Annotated in this window: 21 protein-coding genes and 4 tRNA genes; 22 read left to right on the forward strand and 3 right to left on the reverse strand. The window is 66.9% G+C overall.

The window, feature by feature from the left end:
• Window positions 1-128: 128 nt before the first annotated feature.
• Genes ACG01O_RS16900 through ACG01O_RS16940 form a run of 9 tightly spaced genes read left to right on the forward strand, consistent with a single transcriptional unit; the run spans window position 129 to window position 9583 of the window.
• Window positions 129-1031 (forward strand): glucosamine kinase nucleotide-binding domain-containing protein, encoded by a 903-nt coding sequence (locus ACG01O_RS16900; RefSeq protein ID WP_394386396.1) that lies wholly within the window; start codon window positions 129-131, stop codon window positions 1029-1031.
• The gene (locus tag ACG01O_RS16905; protein ID WP_394386398.1) at window positions 1028-1756 is read left to right on the forward strand and encodes a GntR family transcriptional regulator; all 729 of its coding nucleotides are present in this window, start codon (window positions 1028-1030) and stop codon (window positions 1754-1756) included. Before ACG01O_RS16900 ends, ACG01O_RS16905 begins: the two co-directional genes overlap by 4 nt.
• The gene (nagA, locus tag ACG01O_RS16910; protein WP_394386400.1) at window positions 1756-2880 is read left to right on the forward strand and encodes an N-acetylglucosamine-6-phosphate deacetylase; all 1125 of its coding nucleotides are present in this window, start codon (window positions 1756-1758) and stop codon (window positions 2878-2880) included. Before ACG01O_RS16905 ends, nagA begins: the two co-directional genes overlap by 1 nt.
• Window positions 2861-3895 (forward strand): SIS domain-containing protein, encoded by a 1035-nt coding sequence (locus tag ACG01O_RS16915; RefSeq protein WP_394386402.1) that lies wholly within the window; start codon window positions 2861-2863, stop codon window positions 3893-3895. The genes nagA and ACG01O_RS16915 overlap by 20 nt, the downstream gene beginning before the upstream one ends.
• A 10-nt stretch (window positions 3896-3905) precedes the next feature.
• Complete coding sequence (gene nagZ, locus ACG01O_RS16920; RefSeq protein WP_394386404.1) at window positions 3906-5378, forward strand: beta-N-acetylhexosaminidase; 1473 nt, start codon at window positions 3906-3908, stop codon at window positions 5376-5378.
• Complete coding sequence (locus ACG01O_RS16925) at window positions 5378-6655, forward strand: MFS transporter (protein ID WP_394386406.1); 1278 nt, start codon at window positions 5378-5380, stop codon at window positions 6653-6655. Before nagZ ends, ACG01O_RS16925 begins: the two co-directional genes overlap by 1 nt.
• Complete coding sequence (locus ACG01O_RS16930) at window positions 6619-7500, forward strand: glycoside hydrolase family 16 protein (RefSeq protein ID WP_394386408.1); 882 nt, start codon at window positions 6619-6621, stop codon at window positions 7498-7500. The genes ACG01O_RS16925 and ACG01O_RS16930 overlap by 37 nt, the downstream gene beginning before the upstream one ends.
• Entirely contained in the window at window positions 7497-8636 is a 1140-nt protein-coding gene (locus ACG01O_RS16935) for a glycoside hydrolase family 18 protein (RefSeq protein WP_394386410.1), read from the forward strand. The genes ACG01O_RS16930 and ACG01O_RS16935 overlap by 4 nt, the downstream gene beginning before the upstream one ends.
• Window positions 8633-9583 carry a cupin-like domain-containing protein gene (locus ACG01O_RS16940; protein ID WP_394386412.1) on the forward strand — a complete coding sequence of 317 codons (951 nt, stop codon included), beginning with the start codon at window positions 8633-8635 and terminating at the stop codon, window positions 9581-9583. The genes ACG01O_RS16935 and ACG01O_RS16940 overlap by 4 nt, the downstream gene beginning before the upstream one ends.
• A gap of 118 nt (window positions 9584-9701) precedes the next feature.
• Here ACG01O_RS16940 and ACG01O_RS16945 read toward each other — a convergent pair whose 3' ends face one another.
• On the reverse strand, window positions 9702-10151 hold the full coding sequence (locus tag ACG01O_RS16945; protein ID WP_394386414.1) for a hypothetical protein: 450 nt from the start codon (window positions 10149-10151) through the stop codon (window positions 9702-9704).
• 253 nt (window positions 10152-10404) lie between these two features.
• Between ACG01O_RS16945 and ACG01O_RS16950 the strand changes: the two genes are divergently transcribed.
• Window positions 10405-11412: a cupin-like domain-containing protein gene (locus ACG01O_RS16950; protein ID WP_394386416.1), complete on the forward strand. Its 1008-nt coding sequence runs from the start codon at window positions 10405-10407 to the stop codon at window positions 11410-11412.
• Between the two features lie 28 nt (window positions 11413-11440).
• Here the strand turns inward: ACG01O_RS16950 and ACG01O_RS16955 are convergent, their stop codons facing one another.
• Window positions 11441-13051: a tryptophan halogenase family protein gene (locus ACG01O_RS16955; RefSeq protein ID WP_394386418.1), complete on the reverse strand. Its 1611-nt coding sequence runs from the start codon at window positions 13049-13051 to the stop codon at window positions 11441-11443.
• Window positions 13052-13256: 205 nt separating this feature from the next.
• Entirely contained in the window at window positions 13257-16031 is a 2775-nt protein-coding gene (locus ACG01O_RS16960) for a TonB-dependent receptor (RefSeq protein ID WP_394386420.1), read from the reverse strand.
• 719 nt (window positions 16032-16750) lie between these two features.
• Here ACG01O_RS16960 and ACG01O_RS16965 point away from each other — a divergent pair.
• The 12 genes from ACG01O_RS16965 (at window position 16751) to rpoB (ending at window position 26603) form a co-directional block, all read left to right on the forward strand.
• A tRNA-Tyr gene (locus ACG01O_RS16965) sits at window positions 16751-16835 on the forward strand.
• A 17-nt stretch (window positions 16836-16852) separates the two neighbouring features.
• Window positions 16853-16926, forward strand: a tRNA-Gly gene (locus tag ACG01O_RS16970).
• Between the two features lie 84 nt (window positions 16927-17010).
• Window positions 17011-17085 (forward strand) — tRNA-Thr (locus ACG01O_RS16975).
• Between the two features lie 51 nt (window positions 17086-17136).
• Complete coding sequence (tuf, locus tag ACG01O_RS16980; RefSeq protein WP_394386422.1) at window positions 17137-18327, forward strand: elongation factor Tu; 1191 nt, start codon at window positions 17137-17139, stop codon at window positions 18325-18327.
• 12 nt (window positions 18328-18339) lie between these two features.
• Window positions 18340-18415 (forward strand) — tRNA-Trp (locus ACG01O_RS16985).
• Window positions 18416-18558: 143 nt separating this feature from the next.
• The gene (gene secE / locus ACG01O_RS16990; protein WP_394386424.1) at window positions 18559-18945 is read left to right on the forward strand and encodes a preprotein translocase subunit SecE; all 387 of its coding nucleotides are present in this window, start codon (window positions 18559-18561) and stop codon (window positions 18943-18945) included.
• Between the two features lie 15 nt (window positions 18946-18960).
• A complete protein-coding gene (gene nusG / locus ACG01O_RS16995; protein WP_394386426.1) occupies window positions 18961-19536 on the forward strand; it encodes a transcription termination/antitermination protein NusG in 576 nt (191 codons plus the stop codon).
• A 210-nt stretch (window positions 19537-19746) separates the two neighbouring features.
• Complete coding sequence (gene rplK, locus ACG01O_RS17000) at window positions 19747-20184, forward strand: 50S ribosomal protein L11 (RefSeq protein WP_394386428.1); 438 nt, start codon at window positions 19747-19749, stop codon at window positions 20182-20184.
• A 2-nt stretch (window positions 20185-20186) separates the two neighbouring features.
• Window positions 20187-20897 carry a 50S ribosomal protein L1 gene (rplA, locus tag ACG01O_RS17005; RefSeq protein WP_394386431.1) on the forward strand — a complete coding sequence of 237 codons (711 nt, stop codon included), beginning with the start codon at window positions 20187-20189 and terminating at the stop codon, window positions 20895-20897.
• 290 nt (window positions 20898-21187) lie between these two features.
• Window positions 21188-21709, forward strand: a complete 522-nt coding sequence (gene rplJ, locus ACG01O_RS17010; protein ID WP_394386433.1) for a 50S ribosomal protein L10 — start codon at window positions 21188-21190, stop codon at window positions 21707-21709.
• Window positions 21710-21760: 51 nt separating this feature from the next.
• On the forward strand, window positions 21761-22141 hold the full coding sequence (gene rplL, locus ACG01O_RS17015; protein ID WP_025564475.1) for a 50S ribosomal protein L7/L12: 381 nt from the start codon (window positions 21761-21763) through the stop codon (window positions 22139-22141).
• A gap of 340 nt (window positions 22142-22481) precedes the next feature.
• Window positions 22482-26603, forward strand: coding sequence for a DNA-directed RNA polymerase subunit beta (gene rpoB / locus ACG01O_RS17020; RefSeq protein WP_394386435.1), 4122 nt, complete (start codon window positions 22482-22484; stop codon window positions 26601-26603).
• The last annotated feature ends 15 nt before the right edge of the window (window positions 26604-26618 follow it).

The following is a 26618-nucleotide window of genomic DNA, read 5'->3' on the forward strand; positions in this document are numbered from 1 at the left end:
AGCGTCGCGCAGCCCGGTCGGCACGGTCGTAGACCAGTTTAAAACCAATTGACGCCCCCTTGCGTTGGTATTAGAGTGGTATCGACTGATTCCCGTCGACCATGCCGCTCACGCTTGACCCCTCCCTGATGACCTCCCGCACCGCGGGCCGCCCGGTGCGCCACTGGGTGGGCATTGACGGGGGCGGCACCAGCACCCGCGCCCTGGTGGCCGATGCCACCGGCCGCGTGCTGGGCCGCGGCGAAGCCGGCGCGTCCGCCCTGGGCCAGGGCGCCGAGCAAGCCTGGCGGCACATCGCCCAAGCCATTGCGGCGGCGAACGTGCCGGGCCTGGAGCTGGCGCAGTGCGCGCTGGGCCTGGGCTTGTCAGGCACCGGCGTGCCGGCGCAGCTGGACGCGTTCGTGGCGGCCGACCCCGGCGTGGCGGCCTTCACCCTGGTGACCGACGGCCTCGTGGCCCTGCTGGGCGCCCATGGCGGCGAGCCCGGCGCGCTGCTGATCTCAGGCACCGGCTCGGTGGCCGAGGCTTTGCTGCCCGATGGCAGCCGCCGCATGGTGGGCGGCTGGGGCTGGCAAATCGGCGACGAAGGCAGCGGCGCCTGGCTGGGCCAGCAGGCCATGAAGCTGGCGCAAGCCGCGTTCGACGGCCGCGCCCCCGCTGGCAGCCTGGCCCACGCCGTGTGGCAGCGGGCCGGCGCTTCGCGTGAAGACCTGCTGAGCTTTTGCGCCGCAGCCGGGCAGGGTGGTTACGCCAGCCTCGCGCCGCTGGTGTTCGAGCACGCGGTGGACGACCCCGCCGCCGCCGCGCTGCTGGACCAAGCCGCCTTCGCCCTCGACGCGCTGGCCACGGCCGTGCATCCCACGCTGCCGCTGGCGCTGGCCGGCAGCATTGCCCAGCGCCTGAATGCCCGCCTCAGCCCGGCGGTGCAGGCCCGCTGCGTCGCCCCGCGCGGCGAGCCGGTGGCCGGCGCGCTGTGGCTGATCCAACAGCAAGAACAACCCCAAAAACAGCAACCAGAGGCCCGCTCATGAGCGCAGCTTTCGATTTCAAGCCGGACCCCAACGCCGCCTCGCCGCTGTACATGCAGCTGGCGCAGAGCCTGGCGCAGGCCATCCGCGAAGGCATCTTCCACGCCGACGAGGCGCTGCCGTCCGAGCGCGTGCTGGCCGAGCAACTGGAGCTCTCGCGCGTGACCGCCCGCAAGGCCATCGACCGGCTGGTGGAGCAGGGCCTGATCATCCGCAAGCGCGGCTCGGGCAACTACATCGCGCCGAAGCTGGAGCAGCCGCTGACGCGCCTGACCAGCTTCTCGGAAGAGCTGCACCAGCGCGGTTTTGTGCCCAGCTCGCGCTGGCTGCTGCGCGGCTTCACGCCCGCTGCGCCGGACGAGCAGCTGTCGCTGGAACTCAAGAGCGGCGAGCGCGTGGCGCGCCTGGAGCGCCAGCGCCTGGCGGACTCGGTCGTCATGGCCTACGAGGTGTCGGTGCTGCCGCAAAGCGTGCTGCCCGACCCGCAGAAGGTGGAAGCCTCGCTGTACACCCACCTCGGCGACCGCGCCCCGGTGCGCGCGTTGCAGCACATCCGCGCGCTGAACGCCGACGCCAAGCTGGCCGGCCTGCTGGAAGTGCCGCTCGGCGCCGCCGTGCTGTTCATCACCCGCGTGGGGTACCTGGCCACGGGCCAGGCGGTGGAGTTGACGCATTCGTACTGCCGCAGCGATTACTACGACTTCGTCGCGGAAATGAGGCGCGACTGATGCGGTTGGAGGGCGACATCGTCACGCCGCAGGGCGTGATCTCCGGCCACCTGACGGTCGAGCACGGCCGCATTGCGTCGGTCAGCGGCACGCCGATCGAGTCGGCGCGGGCCGGTGAGGGCGGCCGGCCGGTGCTGCTGCCGGGCTTCATCGACACCCACGTCCACGGCGGCGGTGGGCGCGACACCATGGAAGCCGGCGACGCCATCGCCACCATCGCCAAGCGCCACGCGCGCCACGGCACCACGGCCTTTCTGGCCACCACCATGACCGCGCCGGTCGGCGAGATCGAGGCCGCGCTGCAGGCCCTGGGCCCGGTGTGCCGCACCCGCGGCCCAGGCCAGGCCCGCGTGCTGGGCGTGCACCTGGAGGGGCCCTACATCAACCCCGACCGGCTCGGCGCCCAGCCCGCGCACGCCATTCCGGCCACGCTGGCCGAGGTGCTGCGGCTGAACGCCTTCGCGCCCATCAAGGTGTTGACGATTGCGCCGGAAATGCCCGGCCACCTCGCGCTGATCGGCCCGCTGCGTGACGCGGGCATCCGCGTGCAGATCGGCCACAGCGCCGGCAGCTATGACGACGGCGTGGCCGCGCTGAACGCCGGCGCGGCGGGCTTCACCCATCTCTTCAACGCCATGCCGGGGCTGCACCACCGCCAGCCCGGCATGGTGGGCGCGGCGCTGGCGCATGGCCAGCACGCCGAGCTGATTCCCGACCTGCTGCACGTGCACCCCGGGGCCATCCGCGCTGCGCTGCGCTGCATTCCCGGCCTGTTCTGCGTGACCGACTCCACCGCAGCGGCCGGCATGCCCGATGGCGACTACCGCCTGGGCGAATACACGGTGCAGAAGTGCCTGGGCGGCGTGCGCCTGCCCGACGGCACGCTGGCCGGCAGCGCACTCACCATGGACCAGGCGCTGCGCAACCTCGTGCACACCCTGGGCCTGGACCTGGTGGAGGCCTCGCGGCGCACGTCGACCGCGGCGGCCGAGTACCTGGGCCTGCACGACCGGGGCTGCCTGGCCGCCGGCGCCTGGGCCGATGTGGTGGTGATGGATGGCGGGTTGCAGGTGCAGCGCGTGTTTGTGGAAGGTGAAGAGATCGATGTCGTCGTTGATGCTTGAAGAGGCGCTGAGCGCGCCGGACGTGGTGGCCCGCCAGCTGGCGGCCGACCCGCTCAGTTACGCCCGCCTGGGCCAGGCCCTGCAGGAGGTGCCGCCCACCAGCGTGCTGACGATTGCGCGCGGCAGCAGCGACCACGCCGCCCACTACCTCGCGTACCTCGTGATGGCGCGCCTGGGCCGGCTGGTGACCTCGCTGCCCATGTCGCTGATCACGCTGTACCAGAGCCGCATCCACTGCCAGGGCCTGCTGTCGCTGGCGTTCTCGCAGTCGGGCCAAAGCCCGGACCTGATCGCGCCGACGAAGTTCTTCCGCGAAGGCGGCGCCCGCACGGTGGCTTTCGTCAACGCCAGCGGCTCGCCGCTCGCGGCGGCGGCGGAGCACGTCTTCGAGCTGCACGCCGGCCCCGAGAAGAGCGTGGCCGCCACCAAGAGCTACATCGCCCAGCTGGTGGCGGGCGCCCGCGTGGTGGCCGCCTGGCAGCAGGACGACACGCTGCGCGCCGCACTCAACGTGCTGCCCATTGCGCTGGAGCAGGCCGCCAAGCTGGACTGGACCGCCGCGCTGCCGGTGCTGCAGAACGCCGAGCGCCTGTTCGTGCTGGGTCGCGGCACGGGCCTGGCCGTGGCGATGGAAGCGGCGCTCAAGCTCAAGGAAACCTGCGGCATCCAGGCCGAGGCCTTCTCGGGGGCGGAAGTGAAGCACGGCCCCATGGCCCTGGTGCGCGACGGCTACCCGCTGCTGGTGTTTGCCCCGCGCGGCCCGGCGCAGGCCGGCCTGCTGGCGATTGCCGAAGAGATGAGCACCCGCGGCGGCCGCGTGCTGCTGGCGGCGCCCATCGGCACGCCGTGCCCGGCCGGCGTGCAACTGCTGCCGCTGGTGACCACCGGCAACGAAGACCTGGACCCCATCGCCCTGGTGCAGAGCTTCTACCCCATGGTGGAAGCGCTGGCGCGGGCGCGCGGGTTCAACCCGGACGTGCCGCCCAACCTCGCCAAGGTCACCAAAACGCACTGAGACGACCCGCATGAGCACCTTCGACCCTGGCCGTCTCGTGATGGTCGACATTCCGGGCAAAACGCTGGAGGCCGAGACCGCGGCCTTCCTGCGCGCGCAACACATCCGCGCGGTGTGCCTGTTCCGCAAGAACATCGGCACCGAGGCCGAGGTGAAGGCGCTGATGGCCGACCTCATCGAGGTGCTGGGCCCCGAGGCGCTGATCGGCATCGACCAGGAAGGCGGCGCCGTGGTGCGCGTGACCTTCCTGCCGCAGCCGCCCTCGGCCATGGCCCTGGGCGCGAGCGGTGATACCACCCGGGCCGAAGCCGTGGGCGCCGCGGTGGCGCGGGGCTTGAAGTCGCTGGGCATCAACTGGAACTTCGCGCCCGTGCTGGACGTGAACAACAACCCGGCCAACCCGGTGATTGGTGAGCGCAGCTTCTCCAACGACCCGGCCGAAGTCAGCCGCCTGGCCGCGGCCTGGATGCGCGGCTCGCTGCGCGAAGGCGTGGCCTGCTGCGTGAAGCACTTCCCCGGCCACGGCGACACGCATGTGGATTCGCACCACGCGCTGCCCACGGTGGACAAGAGCCGCGCCGAGCTGGACGCGCTGGAGCTGGTGCCCTTCAAGGCCCTGGCGGCCGACGCGCCGGCCATGATGACGGCCCACATCGTCTACCCGCAGATCGATCCCGAGCGCCCGGCCACGCTGTCGCCCGAGTTGCTGGGCGGCATCCTGCGCCGCGACTGGGGCTATGACGGCGTGGTCATCACCGACGCGCTGATGATGAAGGCCGTGGCCGAGCGCTTCGGCTATGCCAAGAGCGCCGTGATGGCCATCGACGCCGGCGCCGACATGGTGCTGGCCCAGGGCTCGCTGGACGAGCAACTGGTGGCCATCAACGCGCTGCGCGAGGCCTTTGCCGACGGCCGCCTGACGGCCGAGCAAGGTGCCACCGCCAACCGCCGACTGGACCGCTTTGCCACCACCTACCCGGCCCGCGCCGTGGACGACAGCGCCGCCCGCGCGGCCGACCACGCGCTGATGGCCGAGGCCTGGGCCGCCGGCCTGACCGCCCTGCGCGGCGCCAAGCCGCCCGCGCTGAACGCGCCGATTCGCGTCATCGTGCAGGGCGACGTGCCCACCGACATGGTGTCCGAAGCCGGCCCCACCGGCGCGCAGGCTGTGGCGCTGTTCAGTGCCTTCACCGACGCCCAGGTGCAGATGGTGGACGACATCGTCCAGCTCGACTGGACCACCGTGCCCCAAGACGGCCGCGTGAACGTGCTCGTCTCCACCCGCCGCGCCCGCTACGGCCTGGCCGCAAGCGAGTGGCGGCCGGACCTGCACCTGTCGCTCTGGAACCCCTACCAGGCGCTGGACGTGGCCGGCCCCACGGTGCTGAGCTGGGGCTTCGCGCCCGGCGCGCTGGCCGGGCTGAAAGCCTGGCTGGAAGGCAAGACCCAAGCCACCGGCCGTGCGCCGCAAGGACTGCAGTGATGAGCGTCGCCGCCAAGAGCCCTTTGCGTTGGATCCCCAGCCTCTACTTCGTGCAGGGGCTGCAGTTCTTCGTCGTGAACCGCATCGCCGCCTTCATGCTCAAGAACATGGGCATGGACAACGAGGTCATCACGCGATGGCTCGGCGTTATCGGCATGGCCTGGGGCGTGAAGTGGTTGTGGAGCCCCTTCCTGGAGATGGTGCGCAGCAAGAAGCGCATCGTCGTGGCCATGCAATACCTCAGCGCCGCCGGTCTGGGCGCGATGGCGCTGGCCTTGCAGTTGCCGGTTTGGTTTGCCGCCGCCATTGGCTTGCTCTTCCTGCTGGCCTATGCGTCCGCCACCCACGACATCGCCTGCGACGGCCTCTACATGGGCGCGCTGGACAGCAAGCAGCAGGCGACCTTTGCCGGCTGGCAGGGCGCCTTCTTCAATGCGTCGAAGTTCCTGATCCTCGGCGGGCTGCTGGTGCTGGCCGGCAAGCTGGAAACCGGCATGGGCGTTGCCAACGCCTGGACGACCATCTTCGGCCTGCTGGCCGTGCTGCTCGTGGGCCTGGCCAGCTACAACGCCTACGCCTTGCCGGCCGCGCCGAATGCACAGCTCGGCCAACTGACCCTGGCCGGGACCTGGCGCCTGCTGCTGGATGTTGTCGTCGACCTGCTGCGCAAGCCCGGCATCTGGATGGCCCTGCTGTTCATCCTGCTGTTCCGGCTCGGCGAGGCGCAGACGCAGACCGTGGGGCCGCTCTTCCTGATCGAGCCGCGCGCCAAGGGCGGGCTGGGCCTGACGACCGAGCAGATTGGTGGCGTTTACGGCACGGCCGGCACGCTGGCGTTCCTCGTCGGCAGCATCCTGGGCGGCTACTTCACCGCCTGGCTCGGCCTGCGTCGTGCACTGCCCGGGCTGATCGTCGCGATGGCCGTGCCCAGCGCCGTGTTCTATTACCTCAGCGTGGCCCTGCCTGACGATCTGATCCGCATTGGCATCGCGGTGGCCATCGAAAACTTCACCTGGGGCTTTGGCTTCGTCGGCGTCATCCTGTTCATCATGCAGGTCATTGCGCCGGGCAAGTTCCAGACGGCGCACTACGCCATCGGGTCGGGTGTGATGGCGATTGGCCTGAGCGTGCCCACTTCATTCAGTGGTGACATTCAGAGAGCTCTGGGCTACCAGGACTTCTTCCTCTGGACCCTGGTCTGCGGCCTGCCCGCCTTGCTGCTGCTGTTCGTGCTGCCGCTGTGGCGCAAACCCGCACCGGCGGCGGTGGCCGCATGAAGTTCGTCGGCCTGATTGCCGCGTTGATGGCGCTGCCCGCCTTTGCAGCCGGCGGCGAGTTCTTCGACGACTTCTCCCAGCCCAGCCTCGACGCCCTGCGCGCCCACGGCTGGGTGCTGCGTGAGGGCACGGGCCACCCGGGCCTGCCGGGGGCCAGCTTCAAGGCCAGCCAGCTGTCGCTGAGTGGCGGCCTGCTCAAGCTCACGATGCGCACCGACGGCACGCCCGCCCACACCACGCTGGCCCAGCTGTGCGGGCCGCGCAAGTTCCTGGTGGGCACGACGACCGCGCGCGTGCGCTTCCGCGACACACCGGGCTCGCGCGACCCCATCATCCAGAGCTTCTTCCTGGCCGGCCCGCTCAAGCACGACTACGACCCCAACTTCAGCGAGGTCGACTTCGAGTACCTGCCGCACGGCGGCTGGGGCGAACCGGAGACGCGCCTGTACGGCGTGAGCTGGCACACCGTGCGCATCGACCCGTGGGAGTCGTTCAACCAGGCGTCCATCCTGCCAGGCAGCTTTGACGGCTGGCAGCTGTTGACCGTGCAGGTGGAGCCCACCCGCACGCGGCACTACGTGAACGGCCGGCTGATCGGCGAGCACACCGGCCGCAACGTGCCCAGCCAACCCATGGCGATCAGCTTCAACCACTGGATTTCGGCCGGTGCCGTGGAAGGCGCGCCGCGCGACTACGCCTTCGAGGTGGACTGGGTGCTGCACGCCGCCGGCAAGACCGTGAGCCCCCACGCCATGCAAGCCCGCGCCGCGCAGTTGCAGCGCCAGGGCGTGGCGCAACGAGACACCGTGCCCGACCGGGGCCTGACCAGCGAGTGCAACCTATGAAGCGAACCCTGATGGCCGCCGCGCTGGCCCTGGCTGCTGCCGTGACCCCGGCGCAGACGGCCCCGGTCGTGGGTGCCTACATCCTGGCCGAGCGCGGCGTGCAGGGCGTGGAGCAGCTGCAGCCCGGCCGCGTCACCCACCTGCTGTATGCCTTCTTGCTGATCTGCGGCGAAGGCGAGCGCAAGCAGGAGGCCGAGGCCTGCAAGGGCCAACCCAACTTCAGCATCGCGCCGCATGCCGACCAGGCCACCTTCTCTGCCGCCTCCGAGCGGTTGAAGGCCCGGGACCCCAAGGTGCAGGTGCTGGCCTCGGTGGGCGGCTGGGGCGGGTCCGACCCGTTCTTTCACCTCGCCGCCACGCGTGAGGGCCGCGCGGCGTTCGTGAAGCACGCCACCGCCTGGCTGCGTGCCCACCCCGGCTTTGACGGGCTGGACATCGACTGGGAGCACCCCGGCAACAACGGCGCCTCCAACGGCGTGCAGCTGGGCAGCAAGGCCGACGGCGAGCACTACGTGGCCCTGCTGCAAGACCTGCGTGCGGGCCTGGACGCGCTGGGCCGCGACACCGGCCGCCGCTATGCGCTGACCACCGCCATCAACAGCAGCCGCGAGCAACTGCAGCGCATGCCCATGGGCCGCGCAGCGAAGTCGCTGGACCTGGTGTTCATGATGACCTACGACTTCTTCGGCCCCTGGACGCGCCAGATCGGCAACCACGCCGGCCTGCGCAGCGTCCGCCCGGGCGACGACACCAGCCTGGAAGCCCAGGCCCGCAACCTGCGCGCGCAGGGCGTGCCGGCGGCCAAGATGGTGGCCGGCGTGGCCATGTACGCCCGCGCCTTTGACGGCGTGAAGGCGGACCGCAGCTACGCCAAGCCCTGGCCGAATGACGATGGCTCCGTGCCCTACAAGGACATCGCCGCACTGCAGGCCCGCGGCCTGAAGCCGGTGTTCGACGCCGGCACGCAGAGCTGGGCGCTGGTGGGCGACGGCAAGTTCGTGGGCTACGACGACCCGCGCACCGTGCGCGCCAAGGTGGCCTTCGCCAAGAAGGCGGGTTTGGCGGGCGTGTTCGCGTGGGAGTTGAGCCAGGACAACGGCGAGATCCTGGACGCGATGAACACGATGCGGCCGTGAACACCATCGCCCGCTGGCCGGACGCTGACGAGCCTGGGCTGCGCGAGCGCCTGCAGGCCTGCGCCGAGCCGGTGCTGCTGCCCGGCCTGGTGCGCCATTGGCCCGCGGTGCAGGCGGGCCTGGAGGCGCCGCTGGCCATCTGCCGCTACCTGCAGCGCTTTGACCGCGGCACCGAGGTCATGGCCACCAAAACCCGCGCCGCCGCCCAGGGCGTGATGGGCTACAACGAGACGCTGACTGACTTCGCGTTCGTGAAGGCGCGTATGCCGCTGGCCGAGTTCATGGCCCACCTGCAGGCCTACGCGCCGTTGCCCGGTGCGCCGGCGATTGCGGCGCAGTGCGCCAAGGTCAGTGAGGCCATTCCGGGTTTCGAGGTGGAGAACCCGCTGCGGGCCTTGCCCGGCGTGGTGCCCAACTTCTGGCTGGGCAACGCGCTGACCGTGCCGGTGCACCACGACCACCCCTACAACCTGGCCTGCGTGGTGGCCGGGCGCCGGCGCTTCACGCTGTTCGCGCCCGATCAGGTGGGCAATCTCTACATCGGCCCGCTGGAGCACACGCCCTCGGGCGCGCCCATTTCCGTGGTGCACCCCAAGGCGCCGGACTTCACCCGCTACCCGCGCTACCGCGACGCGCTGGCCGCCGCCCGCGTGGTGGAGATGGAGCCGGGTGACGTGCTCTACATCCCGCCCCTCTGGTACCACCAGGTGGAGGCGCTGGAGACGGTGAACCTGTTGGTGAACTACTGGTGGCCGGTGACCGGCCGCGCCGACCTGCCCGTGCCGGCCGCGGCGCTGATGCAGGCCCTGCAGGTGCTCAACGCCCTGCCGCCCGCGCAGCGCGACGCCTGGGCGGCGATGTTCGGGCACTATCTGGTGCAACGCGAGCAGGACCCCGGCGCCCACATTCCCGAGGCGTGGCAAGGCGCCCTGGCGCGGCGCGGCTGAGGCGCGTGCCCGGCCAGACCACCGCTCAGGCCGGGCGCCGCCATGGCTCTTGCAGCGGGGGAGGGGGCATGGAAAAAGGGCGCCGTGTGGCGCCCTGGGTATGCCGCCGCAATCGGGCTCAGTTCTTGTAGCCCGTGGCTGTGCAGATGAAATCGGTCGGGCGGGCATTGCCGCCGTTGCCGTAGACCTCCACCACGCTCGTGCCGGTGAAGGTGGAGGTGGCGCCGTACTGGCTGTTCCAGCTGGTCATGGCGCGCTGGCAGGCCAGGGACGCCGGGTCGCCGTGGGCGCTGGCCGTGACGATGGTCTTGGGCGGCGTGGAGGGCACGTCACCGTAAGCCACGCAGTCCCAGGTGCCGTTGGGAGCGGTGGCGCCACCCACGGGGCTGCAGCGGTAGATGCCCTGGTAGGTGCCATTGGGGTAGCTGGAGCGCCAGTTGTTGGACGCTGCCGTGGCCGCCAGCGATTGGGTGGCGCCGAAGCCTTCCACGTACACGGTGGTGGCGCCGGCCAGGGTGGCGAAGCAGGCCAGCGTCAGTGCGGCCAGGGAGGGGATGCATGCTTTCATGGGTTCAGTTCCATATGAGTTGAACGATCGCTTGTCACCCGACGGCATCCGCACCCTCCAGCTCACAAAAGCGCCTTGCCCCGAGCGAGCGCGACGTTAGCAGGTGGCATACCCATAAAATACCAATCAGCAGAAAGCGTTACAAATTGGTATCTCACTGGTAACTTTGCGGGTGGCGGCGGAGAGCCAATGGCCCCGCTCAAAATGACGCGTGAGCGCGCCGAACACGAGGGAGAACGCAACGATGCAGGCGATGACTGAAATCTCCGGCCTGACCCGCGAGCGCTTCGAGCGCGAGGTGGTGCCGGCCTACCAGCCCGTGGTGATGCGCGGGCTGGTGGCCGACTGGCCGCTGGTGCGCGCGTGCGGCGAGGGGCTGGAGGCCGGGCTGCGGTACGTGGCGGGGTTTGACGCTGGCCTGCCGGTGGACGCGCTGCTGGCCAAGCCCGATGCGACGCGGGCCTTCAGTTACAAGCCGGGCCTGGAGGGCTTCAACTTCGCGCGCGACAAGCGGCCCTACGCGGCGCTGTTCGAGCAGCTGTGGCGCTACAGCCATTTCCCCGACCCGCCCGCGCTGGCGGCGCAGAGCGCCTTGGTGGCGGAGGCGCTGCCGGGCCTGGAGCAGGCGAACGCGCTGCCGCTGCTGGACGCGGACGTGGCGCCGCGCCTGTGGATGGGCAACCGCGCCACGGTGCCGGCGCATTTCGACGACTCGCACAACATCGCCTGCGTGGCGGCCGGGCGGCGCCGCTTCACGCTGCTGCCGCCGGCCTGCGCGCCGCTGCTCTACCTGGGCCCGCCGGACCACGCACCCACGCCGGCGCCGATGTCCGTTGTGCCCGACCTGCACCGGGCCGACCCGGCGCAGTACCCGCTGCTGACCCAGGCGCTGGCGCAGGCCGTGGTGGCCGAGCTGGAGCCGGGCGACGCGATCTACATCCCGCCGCTGTGGTTCCACCAGGTGGAGGCGCTGGCGCCGCACCTGAACGTGTTGATGAACTACTGGTGGCGCCCCGACGCTGCCCCCGGCCGGCCCGACGACCTGCACATGGCGGCGATGCGCCTGGCCATGCTGGCCCTGCGCCACCTGCCCGAGGCCGAGCGCGAGGGCTGGCGGGCGCTGTTCGGGCACTACGTGTTCGGCGCCCAGGGCGCGGGCCTGGCCCACATCCCGGACGGCCAGCGCCACCTGTTCGGCCCGCTGGATGCGGCGCAGGACGCCGCGCTGCGTCAGGACCTCGCGGCCCGGCTGAAGGCCTGATCCAGACGCCACCGCCCGGGCGGCCCCATCACCACAGGTAGAGCTGCAGCGTCTTGTCGCCCACGCGGGGCGGGATGTCGGCGAGCAGCGCCCGGTGGTCGGGGAAGTTCATCGCGCTGCGGCGGATGAAGTCGTCCACCGTGTCCAGCCGGTGGCGGGCCTGGTGGGGCGTGGGCGGCTGCAGGTCGTCGCCTTCCGGAAAGATGCCCATGCCGGCCAGCAGTGCGTACCAGGACACGATGGGGTAGCCCTGGCCGAAGCGGCCTTGCTTCAAGCCGGCCGCCAGCGGCTTGCGCGACAGCCACGTCATCAGCACGCCCTGCAGCGAGTCCGACAGGTGCAGGTTGTCGGCGTTGGCGCGCCAGTACTCGGTGTCGGTGCGCGAGTTGGTTTTGTAGTGCGCCACGATGTAGTCGCGCGTGTTCTCGAAGCGGGTGCGCATGTCTTCGTTGAAGCGCGCCTGGGCCGCGGTGCCCAGGTCGCCGGCTTCCAGCGCCTCCACGAACGCGCCGGCCGTGCGCTGCACGAAGAGCAGGGCCGTGGCCTCCAGCGGCTCGATGAAGCCTTGCGACAGGCCCACGGACACGCAGTTGCGGTTCCAGATCTGGCTCATGCGGCCCACGCGCATCTGCAGGTGGCGGGCCGGCACGTCGGCGTCCAGCAGGCCGAGGTGGGCGCGCAGCTCGGTCTCGGCCTGGTCGGGCGAGCAGTGGGCGCGGCTGTACACGTAGCCGTTGCCGTGGCGGTTCGTCAGCGGGATCTTCCACGCCCAGCCGTGGCGCAGGGCGGTGGCCGTGGTTTGGGATTCGATGGCGCCGGTGAGCGGCGTGGGCAGGGCGATGGCCGCGTCGTTGAACAGGTTCTCGGCGTACGAGACGAAGGGCGTCTGCAGCGCCTGGCCGATCAACAGGGAGGCGAAGCCGGTGCAGTCGATGAAGAAGTCGGCCGCCAGGCGGCTGCCGTCGTCGAGCTGCAGGTGGCCGATGTCGCCGCGCTCGTTCAGCAGGGTCTGCGTGACATGCCGCGCGGTGTGCGTGACGCCGCGCTCCACCGCCTTGCGGGCCAGGAACTGGCCGAGCAGCGTCGAGTCGAAGTGATACCCGTACCAGACGTCGAACGGGAAGTTGGCCTGCGCCCGCGGGCCGCGTCCTTGCCGGGCCAGTGCGGCGGCGATGAAGAAGCGGTCCGGGTGGGCGTGCACGTCGGCGCCTTCCAGCCGTGCGTGCACGTTGTCCACGAACTGATGCATGGTCATGTTGTCCAGCATCGACGCGAAGGGGTGGAAGTAGCGCTCGAAGCCGGGCTTGGTGGACCAACCCTCGAACGTGATGCCGGCCTTGTAGGTGGCGTTGCAGGCGGGCATCCATTCCGCCTCCTCGATGCCCAGGCCGTCGAAGAAGCCGCGCAGCCACGGCGTGGAGCCTTCACCCACGCCGATGATGCCGACCTGGGGCGACTCCAGCACCGTCACCTTCAGGCGGGGGCCGTAGGCCGAGGTGGCCAGCATCAGGGCCGTCATCCAGCCCGCCGTGCCGCCGCCCACCACGCAGATGTGCTGCACCGGCGGCGGCCGGTCGGTGGACCCGGCGGCCGGCCGCGCGGCGGTGTGTTGGTTGAAAACGGTGGCGGTGTCGCTCATGGCGTGATCAAAACAGAAAAGGGGAACGTGTGGTGCACGTTCCCCTTCGGTGGTCATTGCGTTGTCGGGCCGAGCGCCGGGCCGCTCCCAAGCCGGCCCGCCCGGCGATGTGCTCGGGGCTCAACGCCACGAGCATCGCCATCCCCCAGGGGGATCGACCGGGCACGCCCCGCGTTCAGCGAGGCGCGACCGGGCGAGGGGCACGTCAATACTTAATACGAGCGGTCAAGTAGAACTGGCGGCCGTTCTTGTAGATGGCGCGCGGCTGCGACTTGAAGTCGCCGTAGTACTTCAGCGTCGGGTCGTTCAGGTTCTGAGCGTCCAGGCTGAAGGCGAAGTGGTCGTTCAGCTTGTAGCCCACCGACGCCGACAGCACGCCAGCACCGCGCTGGTAGTAGTCGGAGCCACGGTCACGACCCAGGAAGTTGTCCGAGTTGTAGCCGTAGTTCAGGCGCGCCGAGAACTGGTCGTTCTCGAAGAAGCCGTTCAGGTTGGCCGAGTGCTTGACCGCGCCGCGCAGGGCATGGCCGCTGGCGTCGTGGGCGTCGGCATAGGTGTAGTTGGCACCGATGCCGAAGTTGCTGAACACCGGCGTTTCGAACGCGAACTCCAGACCCGTGACGCTGGCCTTCTTGTTGATCTGGGTGGTCAGATCGAACGGAGCCGTGACACGCTGGTTGGTCGGCGAACCTTGCTGGCCGCCGGCCGGCGTGACGTCGGTGGAGGCCATCACGCGCTGCACGCCGTCGGTGATGTAGCTGCCGATGTTCATGTGGAACGCGCCCATGGACACGAACGCACGCGGCGCGAAGTACCACTCGATGTTGGCGTCGAAGTTGGTCGAGCGGATCGGGTCCAGGTCCGGGTTGCCGCTGGTGCCGCTGCCGACCGACTTGCCGGTCGGGTCGGAGTAACCGCCCAGCAGCTGGGCGGCCGACAGCGCGGTGTAGTCCGGGCGGGTCAGGGTGCGCGACAGCGACAGGCGAGCCACAACCTTCGGCGTCACGTCGATGCGCACGCTGGCGCTCGGCAGGGCGTCGGTGTAGGAACGGTCGTGGTAGGTCTGGTAGTAGCCGGACGGGTCGGTCCAGTTCGGGCCGACCGCCGCGAACGCGGACGGCACGTAGCCCGGCAGCGTCTTGTTGCTGGTCGGCACCCACACCAGCGTGCTGGACTTGGTGCGCACCAGGCGCATGCCGACGTTGCCGCTCCAGCCTTCGCCTTCCAGGTTGCCCTGCACGTAGCCGGCGGTGGTCTTTTCCGCCACCGAGTACTCGTGCGTCACCATGCGGCGCGAGATGTCACGGTTGGAGTACTTGGCGTTGTAGGCCGCCAGAGCGTCCGCCGTCGGGTAGCTGATGCCCGTGGGGAAGCCAGCGCCCAGACCGCTGCCGAAGTTGCTCGGGTACTGCTCGGTGTAGGCCGAGGCGGGCAGGGGGTTGGCGAACGGGTCGGTGCCCCAGTTCGGGCCCTGGTTGACGATGGGGCCGTCGGTGTAGCGGTCGTGCTTGGACGTGCGTGCACCGAACTTCAGGCTGCGCAGCATGCCCATGTCCAGCGTGTACTCGCCGTCCACTTGCGCCCAGGTGTCCTTGTCCTGCACGACCACGTTCTGGTCACCGAAGATCCAGTCGGTGCCCGACGGCTTCAGGGCCGCGCCGTTGGCGTTGCCGATGTTGAAGGCCGGGGCTTCGCCGCTGCCCTTGAGCTGGAAGCCGCCGCTGGAGGCGGTGATGTCACCTTCATAGACGTCTTGGCTGATCGTCTTGCCCTTGCCCTTGGAGGTGCCGGCTTGGCCCGACAGCTTCAGCTTGTCGCTGACGCGGAACGAGCCTTCCAGGTTCAGGAAGTTGGTCTCGGCCGAGGCCTTGCGCGAGATCAGGTCGTACACGCCGATGATGGTGGGCGTGGCGTACGTGTAGTTGGCCGACGTCAGGATGTGGGTCGACGGGTCGATCGTGACGTTCGTGACCGTCGGGTTGCGGCTCAGCGCCCACATGTTGGACAACATGTAGTTGCGGTTGTAGTTGTCCGCGTTCATCTTGGACGAGAAGCCCGTCACGGTCAGGTCGACGTCGTTCGTCGGCTTGATTTGCGCGCTGATCAGGCCACCCTTGCGCTCACGCTCTTGCGTGAACAAAGCCGAGCCCATCAGGTTGGGGAACAGCGTGCCGGCGGGAATGCCGGCGGCCACTGCGGTCGGGTGCGAGGCGGCCGTGATCGGGGTCAGCGACATGGCGCCGTCGTGGGCGAAGGTCTCCACGCCATCGCGACGCAGGTGACGCTTTTCGTTGAACGCCTGCACGAGCACGCCGAAGGTCTTGGCGTCGTTCTTCCAGGCGAACAGCGCGCTCACCTGCGGGTCCGACTTCTTGGGCAAGTCGGCGTAGACGGTGCCCAGGCTGGCTTCAAACGTCAGGAACTTCGCAAAGTCCAGCGGCTTGCGGGTGATGATGTTCACCGCGCCGGCCGTGCCGCCCTCGATGTCCGAAGCGGATGCGTTCTTGTGCACTTCCACGCGGCTCACCAGTTCCGACGGCAGCAGCGAGAAGCTGACCGAGCGGCCCACGCCGGCACCGGTCTGGTCCAGCACGAACCAGTCACCGTTGGCCACCGAGTGGCCGTCCAGCAGGGTTTGCGTCAGGCTGGGGTTGGTGCCACGCAGACCCACGCGGTCGCGCTCGTCAAAGCCGCCCGAGCCGCCCGACGGGCTGTTCAGGATGGTCACGCCCGGGATGCGGGCCAGGGAGTCGGCGACGTTCTTGTCGGGCATCTTGCCGATGTCTTCGGCCGAGATCACGTCGATGTGCGTGTCCGCATTGCGCTTCACCGACAGCGACTTCTCTTGCGAGGCGCGGATGCCGGTGACGGTCACCGTCTCGAGCTGGTTGGCGGGCGCCTGTTGCGCCAGGGCAGCGCCGGCGGCGCCGAGCAGAGCGATGAACACCGCCTGCGAGATGGGGGTCTGCTTGACCTTCATGAACTGTTCCTCGTTGTGGCCATGGAATCGGGGCGGCGGTGACTGCACGGGGCCTTGCATACCACCTTGGATCCGGTTGCTGGCGGCATCCCGACGGAGACACCTTCAGCAACCAGTGCCATGCCACTGTAACGATTGATAAAGCCACTTTGCTACCAATTTCTCATGGGTGGTTTCCCGGAGGATGAGGTGCCGACCCAGTGCTGGAGCGGCATTTCCTCTGGGAGGGCGGCCTGGGAAAGGCGTTTTATTGGTATCCGAGTGGCATGGTTGTGACGGATCACTGTTGCGGGCGGGCGACGTCAGGTGGTCTGGTTGTGGCCTCTTTGTGACGCCGGGTTGCCGTGGCGCATGGGATGAGTGTGGGCGTGGGGAGATGCGGGATGGTTGGGTTGCTCTTGGCTTGATGCGGGTCGAGTCGGTGGGCGATGTGCAGCTAACCGATTGAGTGGGCGTTCTGCGCGCGGGGTGGCGGCCATATCGTGCCCGTGGCCAAGTCGTGCCGGGTGGGCGTGCCGCGCGAGCGCGAGCCCGTCTCGGGTTGGGGTGGTGCAGTGCGGCGTGCGCGTTCCGCTGACTCGCGGTCTGGCGGCAGTTGCGCGCGCATCGCGTGCTCCTCGGCTTCTCATTCGCCAGGGCCGTCTTCTGAATTTGCGCAGAACTTTCGAGAGTTCTATTGCGAGCCCAAAAACCTGTGCTACAGTAGCGGGCTTGCCTCAGGAGGGGTGGCCGAGTGGTTAAAGGCAGCAGACTGTAAATCTGCCCGCATTGCGTACGCTGGTTCGAATCCAGCCTCCTCCACCAGAGCGCTAGCTCCCAGAGCGGGAGTAGTTCAATGGTAGAACCTTAGCCTTCCAAGCTAATGACACGGGTTCGATTCCCGTTTCCCGCTCCAGTTCGGCGCGGCGGTTTTTGAAGCAAGAGTCGACACCGGTTTGTCGGTGGTTGCCCGCGAGGGTGCCGTCAAACCCGTGCCGATGCCCATGTGGCTCAGTGGTAGAGCACTCCCTTGGTAAGGGAGAGGTCACGCGTTCGATCCGCGTCATGGGCACCACCCCTCTTTTTTCTTCTACTCGTCGCAACGAGTTCTCCTCAGGAGCGCAAGATGGCAAAAGGCAAGTTTGAACGGACCAAGCCGCACGTGAACGTGGGCACGATCGGTCACGTCGACCACGGCAAGACCACGCTGACGGCTGCAATCGCGACCGTTCTGTCGGCCAAGTTCGGCGGCGAAGCGAAGAAGTACGACGAAATTGACGCGGCTCCGGAAGAAAAGGCCCGCGGCATCACGATCAACACCGCGCACGTCGAGTACGAGACGGCAAACCGCCACTACGCGCACGTTGACTGCCCCGGCCACGCCGACTACGTCAAGAACATGATTACCGGTGCCGCCCAGATGGACGGCGCGATCCTGGTGTGCTCGGCCGCTGACGGCCCGATGCCCCAGACCCGTGAGCACATCCTGCTGGCCCGTCAGGTCGGCGTGAAGTACATCATCGTCTTCCTGAACAAGTGCGACATGGTCGACGACGCCGAGCTGCTGGAGCTCGTCGAAATGGAAGTGCGTGAGCTGCTGAGCAAGTACGACTTCCCGGGCGACGACACCCCCATCATCAAGGGTTCGGCCAAGCTGGCGCTGGAAGGCGACAAGGGCGACCTGGGCGAGCAAGCCATCATGCGCCTGGCCGATGCGCTGGATACCTACATCCCCCAGCCGGACCGTGCCGTTGACGGCGCCTTCCTGCTGCCGGTGGAAGACGTGTTCTCGATCTCGGGTCGTGGCACCGTGGTGACCGGTCGAGTCGAGCGCGGCATCATCAAGGTCGGCGAAGAAATCGAAATCGTCGGTATCCGCGAAGTCCAGAAGACCACGGTCACGGGCGTCGAAATGTTCCGCAAGCTGCTGGACCAAGGTCAAGCGGGCGACAACGTCGGCATCCTGCTGCGCGGCACCAAGCGCGAAGACGTCGAGCGCGGCCAAGTGCTGGCCAAGCCGGGCACGATCAAGCCGCACACCCACTTCACGGCCGAAATCTACGTGCTGTCGAAGGAAGAGGGCGGTCGTCACACCCCGTTCTTCAACAACTACCGTCCCCAGTTCTACTTCCGCACGACGGACGTGACCGGTGCCGTGGAGCTGCCGAAGGACAAGGAAATGGTCATGCCTGGCGACAACGTCGGCATCACCGTGAAGCTGATCGCCCCGATCGCCATGGAAACCGGTCTGCGCTTCGCCATCCGTGAAGGTGGCCGCACCGTCGGTTCGGGCGTCGTTGCCACGATCCTCGAGTAAGTTTTTCGCCGCAGGGGCATAGCTCAATTGGCAGAGCGTCGGTCTCCAAAACCGAAGGTTGGGGGTTCGAGACCCTCTGCCCCTGCCACCCGCCGCTGATCACGGCGGTTGGTTCCTGGCAAAAACCAGCATCGGCCCGCGAGAGTGATCTCGGCGGGCCTTGCTGCTGATGGCTACGTGCCATCACAGCATCGAAACAGTCGCCTGCAGTGGGCGCGTGAAAGTGAAGAGATGGCGAATCCTCCCCAAGTCGAGACCGTGACCAGCGGCGCCGACAAGGCCAAGCTGGCGGCAGCGGTGCTGCTGCTGATCGGTGCGCTGGCAGCGTTCTACGGCCTGTCCAAGCAGGGTGCGTTGGTGCAATGGATTGCGCTGATCCTGTTGCTGGCAGCGGGTGCGGGTGCATTCTTCGTGTCCGAGCCCGGGAAGTCCCTGATCGCCTATGGCCGCGACTCTGTCCGCGAAGTCAAGAAGGTGGTGTGGCCCACCCGCAAGGAAGCGACGCAGATGACCGGCTACGTGTTTGCCTTCGTCGTCATCATGGCGCTGTTCCTGTGGCTGACCGACAAGACGCTGGAGTGGGTGCTGTACGACCTGATCCTGGGCTGGAAGCGCTGATCGCAAGGAATCCGAATGTCTGAAGAACAAGTCGTCGCGACCGAAGCTCCCGCGGGTCTGCCCAAGCGCTGGTACATCGTTCACGCCTACTCCGGCATGGAGAAGGCGGTCGAGCGCAATCTGCGCGAGCGCATCGATCGCGCGGGCATGCAAGACAAGTTTGGCCGCATCTTGGTGCCGACCGAAGAAGTGGTCGAGCTGAAGAACGGCAAGAAGACCGTGACGGAGCGTCGCATCTACCCGGGCTATGTTTTGGTTGAGATGGTGATGGACGACGAGTCCTGGCACTTGGTCAAGCACACCTCCAAGGTGACGGGCTTCATCGGCGGCGCGCGGAATCGTCCGGCACCGATCTCCCAGGCTGAAGTTGACAAGATCGTCAACCAGATGCAGGAAGGCATCGAGAAGCCGCGGCCGAAGGTCGAGTGGACGGTGGGCGAAATCGTCCGGGTCAAGGAAGGCCCTTTCACGGACTTCAATGGCTCGGTCGAAGAGGTCAACTACGACAAGTCCAAGGTGCGCGTTTCGGTCACCATCTTCGGCCGCGCAACGCCGGTGGAGCTGGATTTCGCCCAGGTCGAAAAGGTCTGACCCTCGGTCATTCCGAAAGGCGCTAGGCCAAAACGGCTTCGCGCGCTAGAATCGCGGGTTCGGCCGGCGTCCCCTGAACGTCGGCCCGTGATCAGTCTGCAACGTCAGGCAGACAAGAGGAGCAAAGGTAGGGCCCGTTTGGGGTCGATTCCGATGCGCTAGCACTCAGGCGACGTTCGCAGGCCGCGATGTCGCTGGATTGGAGAAAACATGGCCAAGAAAATTGTCGGCTTCATCAAGCTGCAAATTCCGGCCGGCAAGGCAAATCCTTCGCCGCCGGTGGGTCCCGCGCTGGGTCAGCGTGGCCTGAACATCATGGAATTCTGCAAGGCGTTCAACGCCCAGACTTCCGGTGCTGGCTTCGAGCCCGGCATGAAGCTGCCGGTGGTCATCACCGCCTTCGCCGACAAGAGCTTCACCTTCGTCATCAAGTCGCCCCCGGCGACCGTGCTGCTGAAGAAGGCTGCCAAGATCGAAAAGGGTTCGCAGCGTCCGCACCTGGACAAGGTCGGCAAGCTGACCCGTGCCCAGCTGGAAGAGATCGCCAAGATCAAGGCCAAGGACCTGACGGCTGCCAACATTGACGCTGCTGTCAAGACCATCGCCGGCTCCGCCCGTTCGATGGGCATCATCGTTGAAGGGGTCTGAACATGGCGAAGCTGACCAAGAAGCAAAAGGCGCTGGCTGGCAAGGTCGAAACGACCAAGCTGTACGCCCTGACCGAAGCCCTGGACCTGGTGAAGAGCCTGGCCACGGCCAAGTTTGATGAGTCGATCGACGTTGCTGTGCAACTCGGCATCGATGCCAAGAAGTCGGACCAAGTGGTGCGTGGCGCGGTCGTGATGCCCAACGGCACCGGCAAGACCAAGCGCGTGGCCGTGTTCGCCCAAGGCGCCAAGGCTGAAGAAGCCAAGGCTGCCGGCGCTGACGTTGTTGGCATGGAAGACCTGGCTGAGCGCGTCAAGGCGGGTGACATGCCTTTCGACGTCGTGATCGCTTCGCCCGACACGATGCGCATCGTCGGTACCCTGGGTCAAATCCTGGGCCCCCGTGGCCTGATGCCGAACCCCAAGGTCGGCACCGTGACTCCGGACGTTGCCACTGCCGTCAAGAACGCCAAGGCGGGTCAGGTCCAGTTCCGCGTGGACAAGGCCGGCATCATCCACGGCACCATCGGCCGTCGCTCGTTCGACACCGACAAGCTGGAAGGTAACCTGCGTGCGCTGGTCGAGGCCCTGAACAAGGCCAAGCCGGCTTCGAGCAAGGGCGTCTACCTGCGCAAGGTCGCCGTGTCGTCGACCATGGGCGTGGGTGCTCGCGTCGAAATCGCGTCGATCAACGCCCAGGCTTCCGCAGCCTGATGACGCGCCGGGCCTCGTGCCCGGCTCAAGAATCTGCTTGTAGCGAGTCTGGCTGCAGGCGAACAGATTGGTGGGGCATCGGCTGAGCAATTGGCCGGTGCGTCATCCAAGACCGCTGGTGGAGACCCCTTAAATCGAAGCTTCCGATCCGTCGGAGGTCGAGAACCAGCGCAGATGGCGGTCCCGCTGAGAGAAATTCGTGTTGCACGTGTTTCCCATCAGATGGTCGCTGAATCCCTGGCGCTCTGGATGGCCGCAAGGCCTGAAGGAGCAAATGTGAGGAGTAGACCTTGAGTCTCAATCGCAACGAGAAGGCAGCCGTTGTCTCCGACGTCGCAGCGCAAGCAGCGAAGTCGCAGACCCTGGCGCTGGCCGAGTACCGTGGCCTCACCGTGGAAGCCTTGAACAAGCTGCGCGTCGACGCGCGTGCCAAGGGTGTCTATCTTCACGTGCTGAAGAACACCCTGGCCCGTCGCGCTGTCGCCGGCACCCCGTTCGAAGCTGCTGCGGAGAGCATGGTCGGTCCGCTGATCTACGGCTTTTCCGAAGACGCTGTCGCCGCTGCCAAAGTCATCGCTGACTTTGCCAAGACGAACGACAAGCTCGTCATCAAGGGTGGTGCCTACGGTGGCAAGGCTCTGGACGTCAATGGCGTGAAGGCTTTGGCCTCCGTCCCGTCCAAGGAAGTCCTGCTGTCGCAGATCGCCGGCCTGCTCAAGTCGCCGGTGCAGCGCACCGCGGCCGTGCTGGCTGCCCTGGCCCAACAGCGTGGTGGTGGCGCCGAAGCCGCTGCCGAAGCGCCCGCGGCCTGATCGACGAACACCGCGTACCTACGCAACCCATCTGATATTTAGGAACACATCATGGCATTCGATAAAGACGCTTTCCTGACCGCCCTGGACAGCATGACCGTTCTGGAACTGAACGACCTGGTCAAGGCAATTGAAGAGAAGTTCGGCGTGTCCGCCGCTTCGATGGCTGCTCCGGCCGCCGGTGGCGCTGCTGGCGGCGCTGCTGCTGCTGCTGAAGAGAAGACCGAATTCAACGTCGTGCTGACCGACGCTGGCGCCCAGAAGGTTGGCGTCATCAAGGCCGTTCGCGAAATCACCGGCCTGGGTCTGAAGGAAGCCAAGGACCTGGTCGACGGCGCTCCGAAGAACGTCAAGGAAGGCATCTCCAAGGCCGACGCCGAAGCCGCTGTGAAGAAGCTGGTCGAAGCTGGCGCCAAGGCCGAGATGAAGTAAATCGGTTCGGCGGGCGCGTCCTGCCGACCGAATCCGGTTCGCCGGATTCAAAAAAAGGGGTGGCCTTCGGGCTTCCCCTTTTTCGTCTTTACGGGTTTGTCCCGTGGAGAGCAGGTGAAAGAACCGTGCGCGGTATGATGCGAGGTTCTTTCACGTGTTCTCTGATCCGACTGCAGAGAACCAGTTTGGTCGGACTTGGGTGCAATGCTCGAGTTGTCCGCCAGCGGTTGGTAGTGGCCAACCACCAAGCTAGGCAGCCACCCGTCCTGGGTGCGTGAGCCAGCCAGTCGCCGCACACGGTGCGTCCCACGGCCGGGGGCGCACTCGACACGGAGTGTTTATGGCGCAAGCAACCCCCTACAGCTATACCGAGCGCAAGCGGATCCGCAAGAGCTTCGGCAAGCGCGAGAGCGTTCTCAACGTTCCTTACCTGCTCACCATGCAGAAGGACAGCTACGTGGCCTTCCTGCAGAAGGACGTGGCTCCCGCCAAACGCAAGCCCGAAGGGCTGCAGGCGGCCTTCCTGTCGGCGTTCCCGATTGTTTCGCACAACGGTTTCGTCGAGATGAAGTTCCTCGAGTTCAACATCGCCAAGCCGCCGTTCGACACCCGTGAGTGCCAACAGCGTGGGTTGACCTATGCAGCCGCCGTGCGCGCGCGCCTGCAGATGATCATCTATGACCGTGAGTCGCCCCAGGCGAAGACGGTCAAGGAGATCAAGGAACAAGAGGTCTACATGGGCGAAGTGCCCCTGATGACCGACTACGGCTCCTTCATCGTGAACGGCACCGAGCGCGTCATCGTGTCGCAGCTGCACCGTTCGCCGGGCGTGTTCTTCGAGCACGACAAGGGCAAGACGCACTCGTCGGGCAAGCTGTTGTTCAGCGCCCGCATCATTCCTTACCGCGGCTCGTGGCTGGACTTCGAGTTCGACCCGAAGGACATCCTGTACTTCCGCGTCGACCGCCGCCGCAAGATGCCGGTCACGATCCTGCTGAAGGCCATCGGCCTGAATCCCGAGCAGATCCTGGCCCACTTCTTCGTGTTCGACAACTTCCGCCTGATGGACGTTGGCGCGCAGCTCGAATTCGTGGCCGACCGCCTGAAGGGTGAAGTCGCCCGTTTCGACATCGTCGACAAGTCGGGTGCCGTCATCGTTGAGAAGGACAAGCGCATCACCGCCCGTCACGTGCGCCAGCTGGAGCAGTCCGGCACGCAGCACATCTCGGTGCCGGAAGACTTCCTGGTCGGCCGCGTGCTGGCCAAGAACATGATCGACGCCGACACCGGCGAAATCATTGCCAAGGCCAACGACGAACTGACCGACGCGCTGCTGAAGAAGCTGCGCGCCGCCGGCGTCAAGGAAATTCAGTGCCTGTTCACGAACGAACTGGACGAAGGCGCCTACATCAGCCAGACCCTGGCTTCCGATGAAACGGAAACCCAGCTGGCTGCCCGCGTCGCCATCTACCGCATGATGCGCCCCGGCGAGCCGCCGACGGAAGACGCCGTCGAGGCCCTGTTCAACCGCCTGTTCTACAGCACCGACACCTACGACCTGAGCCGTGTCGGCCGCATGAAGTTCAACGCGCGTGTCGGCCGTGACACGCCGGAAGGCAACATGAACCTGTCCAACGAGGACATCCTTGACGTCGTCAAGATCCTCGTCGAGCTGCGCAATGGCCGCGGCGAAGTGGACGACATCGACCACCTGGGCAACCGTCGTGTGCGCTGCGTGGGCGAACTGGCCGAGAACCAGTACCGCTCGGGTCTGGCCCGTATCGAGAAGGCCGTCAAGGAGCGTCTGGGCCAGGCCGAGACCGAAGCCCTGATGCCGCACGACCTGATCAACTCCAAGCCGATCTCCGCGGCGCTGAAGGAGTTCTTCGGTGCGTCGCAGCTGTCGCAGTTCATGGACCAGACCAACCCGCTGTCGGAAATCACGCACAAGCGTCGTGTTTCCGCCCTGGGTCCGGGCGGTCTGACCCGCGAGCGCGCCGGCTTCGAAGTCCGTGACGTGCACCCGACCCACTACGGCCGCGTCTGCCCGATCGAAACGCCGGAAGGCCCGAACATCGGCCTGATCAACTCTCTGGCTCTGTACGCCCAGCTGAACGAATACGGCTTCCTGGAGACGCCGTACCGTCGCGTGGTGGATGGCAAGGTCACCGACCAGATCGATTACCTGTCGGCCATCGAAGAAGGCAAGTACGTCATCGCCCAGGCGAACGCCACGCTGAACGCGTCCGGCGAACTGAGCGACGAACTGGTCTCTGCCCGTGAAAACGGCGAATCGGTGCTGACCTCGCCGGAGCGCATCCAGTACATGGACGTGGCGCCGACGCAGATCGTGTCGGTCGCGGCCTCGTTGGTGCCGTTCCTGGAGCACGACGACGCGAACCGCGCGTTGATGGGCGCCAATATGCAGCGTCAGGCGGTGCCGGTGCTGCGTCCTGAAAAGGCCTTCGTGGGCACGGGCGTCGAGCGCGTGGCTGCCAAGGACTCGGGCACGGTGGTCGCGGCTCGCCGCGGCGGCGTGGTGGACTACGTCGACACGAACCGCATCGTGATTCGTGTGAACGATGACGAGACCGTGGCTGGCGAAGTCGGTGTTGACATCTACAACCTGATCAAGTACCAGCGTTCCAACCAGAACACCAACATCCACCAGCGCCCGATCGTGCGCCGTGGCGACAAGGTGGCGGCCGAGGACATCATTGCCGACGGCGCCTCCACCGACATCGGTGAACTGGCTCTGGGCCAGAACATGCTGGTCGCGTTCATGCCGTGGAACGGCTACAACTTCGAAGACTCGATCCTGATCTCGGAACGCGTCATTGCCGAAGACCGCTACACCTCGATCCACATCGAGGAACTGGTGGTCAACGCGCGTGACACCAAGCTGGGTTCGGAAGAAATCACCCGCGACATCCCCAACCTGTCCGAGCAGCAACTGGGCCGCCTGGACGAGTCGGGCATCGTCTACATCGGTGCCGAAGTGAACCCCGGCGACGTGCTGGTGGGCAAGGTCACGCCGAAGGGCGAAACCACGCTGACGCCGGAAGAGAAGCTGCTGCGCGCCATCTTCGGCGAGAAGGCTTCGGACGTGAAGGACACGTCGCTGCGCGTCGACCAAGGCACCAGTGGCACCGTCATCGACGTGCAGGTCTTCACCCGCGAAGGCATCCAGCGTGACAAGCGCGCTCAGCAGATCATTGACGATGAACTGAAGCGCTTCCGCCTGGACCTGAACGACCAGCTGCGCATCGTCGAGGCCGACGCCTTCGACCGTATCGAGAAGCTGCTGGTGGGCCGTGTGGCCAACGGCGGCCCGCAGAAGATCGCCAAGGGCACGGTCATCAGCAAGGACTACCTCGCCTCCGTCGAGAAGTTCCACTGGTTCGACGTGCGCCCGGCGGAAGAAGATGTGGCCAACCAGCTCGAGTCGATCAAGAACGCGCTGGACCAAACCCGCCACAGCTTCGACCTGGCCTTCGAAGAAAAGCGCAAGAAGCTGACGCAGGGCGACGAGCTGCCCGCCGGTGTGCTCAAGATGGTCAAGGTCTACCTGGCCGTCAAGCGCCGCCTGCAGCCTGGCGACAAGATGGCCGGCCGTCACGGCAACAAGGGTGTGGTGTCCAAGGTCACCCCGATCGAAGACATGCCTTACATGGCTGACGGCACGCCTGCCGACATCGTGCTGAACCCGCTGGGCGTTCCGTCGCGGATGAACGTGGGTCAGGTGCTGGAAGTGCACTTGGGCTGGGCCGGCAAGGGCATTGGCCAGCGCATCGGCGACATGCTGCAGCAGCACTCCAAGGTGGCTGAGCTGCGCAAGTTCTTCGACGAGCTCTACAACCAGAGCGGCGGCAAGACCGAAAACATCGACGAGCTTTCCGATGCGGAAGTGCTGGAGATGGCGGCCAACCTGTCCAAGGGTGTGCCTTTCGCGACGCCGGTCTTCGACGGCGCCAAGGAAGAGGAAATCCGCGGCATGCTGAAGCTGGCCTACCCGGACGACATCGCCGCCAAGAAGGGCCTGACCGAGACGCGCACCCAAGCTTGGCTGTGCGACGGCCGCACCGGCGAGCAATTCGAGCGCCCGGTCACCGTCGGCTACATGCACGTGCTGAAGCTGCACCACTTGGTGGACGACAAGATGCACGCCCGTTCGACCGGCCCGTACTCGCTCGTCACGCAGCAGCCGCTGGGTGGTAAGGCGCAGTTCGGTGGTCAGCGCTTCGGTGAAATGGAAGTCTGGGCGCTGGAAGCCTACGGTGCCTCGTACATCCTGCAGGAAATGCTGACGGTCAAGTCCGACGACGTGAACGGCCGCACCAAGGTGTACGAATCCATCGTCAAGGGTGAGCACGCGATCGAAGCCGGCATGCCGGAATCGTTCAACGTGTTGGTCAAGGAAATTCGTTCGCTCGGTATCGACATCGAGCTCGAGCGCAACTAATCAGGTACAGGAGAG

The sequence above is a fragment of the Pelomonas baiyunensis genome (genome assembly GCF_043555935.1).
Taxonomy (GTDB): Bacteria; Pseudomonadota; Gammaproteobacteria; order Burkholderiales; family Burkholderiaceae_C; genus Pelomonas; species Pelomonas baiyunensis.

What these genes read in the sequence shown, in the direction of transcription:
- ACG01O_RS16925 (WP_394386406.1), top strand. Translation starts at nt 5,378, where the DNA reads ATGAGCGTCGCCGCCAAGAGCCCTTTGCGTTGGATCCCCAGCCTCTAC.
- ACG01O_RS16955 (WP_394386418.1), bottom strand. Translation starts at nt 13,051, where the DNA reads ATGAGCGACACCGCCACCGTTTTCAACCAACACACCGCCGCGCGGCCG.
- rpoB (WP_394386435.1), top strand. Translation starts at nt 22,482, where the DNA reads ATGGCGCAAGCAACCCCCTACAGCTATACCGAGCGCAAGCGGATCCGC.
- ACG01O_RS16905 (WP_394386398.1), top strand. Translation starts at nt 1,028, where the DNA reads ATGAGCGCAGCTTTCGATTTCAAGCCGGACCCCAACGCCGCCTCGCCG.
- nusG (WP_394386426.1), top strand. Translation starts at nt 18,961, where the DNA reads ATGTCTGAAGAACAAGTCGTCGCGACCGAAGCTCCCGCGGGTCTGCCC.
- ACG01O_RS16915 (WP_394386402.1), top strand. Translation starts at nt 2,861, where the DNA reads ATGTCGTCGTTGATGCTTGAAGAGGCGCTGAGCGCGCCGGACGTGGTG.
- rplA (WP_394386431.1), top strand. Translation starts at nt 20,187, where the DNA reads ATGGCGAAGCTGACCAAGAAGCAAAAGGCGCTGGCTGGCAAGGTCGAA.
- rplK (WP_394386428.1), top strand. Translation starts at nt 19,747, where the DNA reads ATGGCCAAGAAAATTGTCGGCTTCATCAAGCTGCAAATTCCGGCCGGC.
- ACG01O_RS16935 (WP_394386410.1), top strand. Translation starts at nt 7,497, where the DNA reads ATGAAGCGAACCCTGATGGCCGCCGCGCTGGCCCTGGCTGCTGCCGTG.
- nagZ (WP_394386404.1), top strand. Translation starts at nt 3,906, where the DNA reads ATGAGCACCTTCGACCCTGGCCGTCTCGTGATGGTCGACATTCCGGGC.
- rplL (WP_025564475.1), top strand. Translation starts at nt 21,761, where the DNA reads ATGGCATTCGATAAAGACGCTTTCCTGACCGCCCTGGACAGCATGACC.
- tuf (WP_394386422.1), top strand. Translation starts at nt 17,137, where the DNA reads ATGGCAAAAGGCAAGTTTGAACGGACCAAGCCGCACGTGAACGTGGGC.
- ACG01O_RS16945 (WP_394386414.1), bottom strand. Translation starts at nt 10,151, where the DNA reads ATGAAAGCATGCATCCCCTCCCTGGCCGCACTGACGCTGGCCTGCTTC.
- ACG01O_RS16900 (WP_394386396.1), top strand. Translation starts at nt 129, where the DNA reads ATGACCTCCCGCACCGCGGGCCGCCCGGTGCGCCACTGGGTGGGCATT.
- ACG01O_RS16950 (WP_394386416.1), top strand. Translation starts at nt 10,405, where the DNA reads ATGACTGAAATCTCCGGCCTGACCCGCGAGCGCTTCGAGCGCGAGGTG.
- secE (WP_394386424.1), top strand. Translation starts at nt 18,559, where the DNA reads ATGGCGAATCCTCCCCAAGTCGAGACCGTGACCAGCGGCGCCGACAAG.
- ACG01O_RS16960 (WP_394386420.1), bottom strand. Translation starts at nt 16,031, where the DNA reads ATGAAGGTCAAGCAGACCCCCATCTCGCAGGCGGTGTTCATCGCTCTG.
- nagA (WP_394386400.1), top strand. Translation starts at nt 1,756, where the DNA reads ATGCGGTTGGAGGGCGACATCGTCACGCCGCAGGGCGTGATCTCCGGC.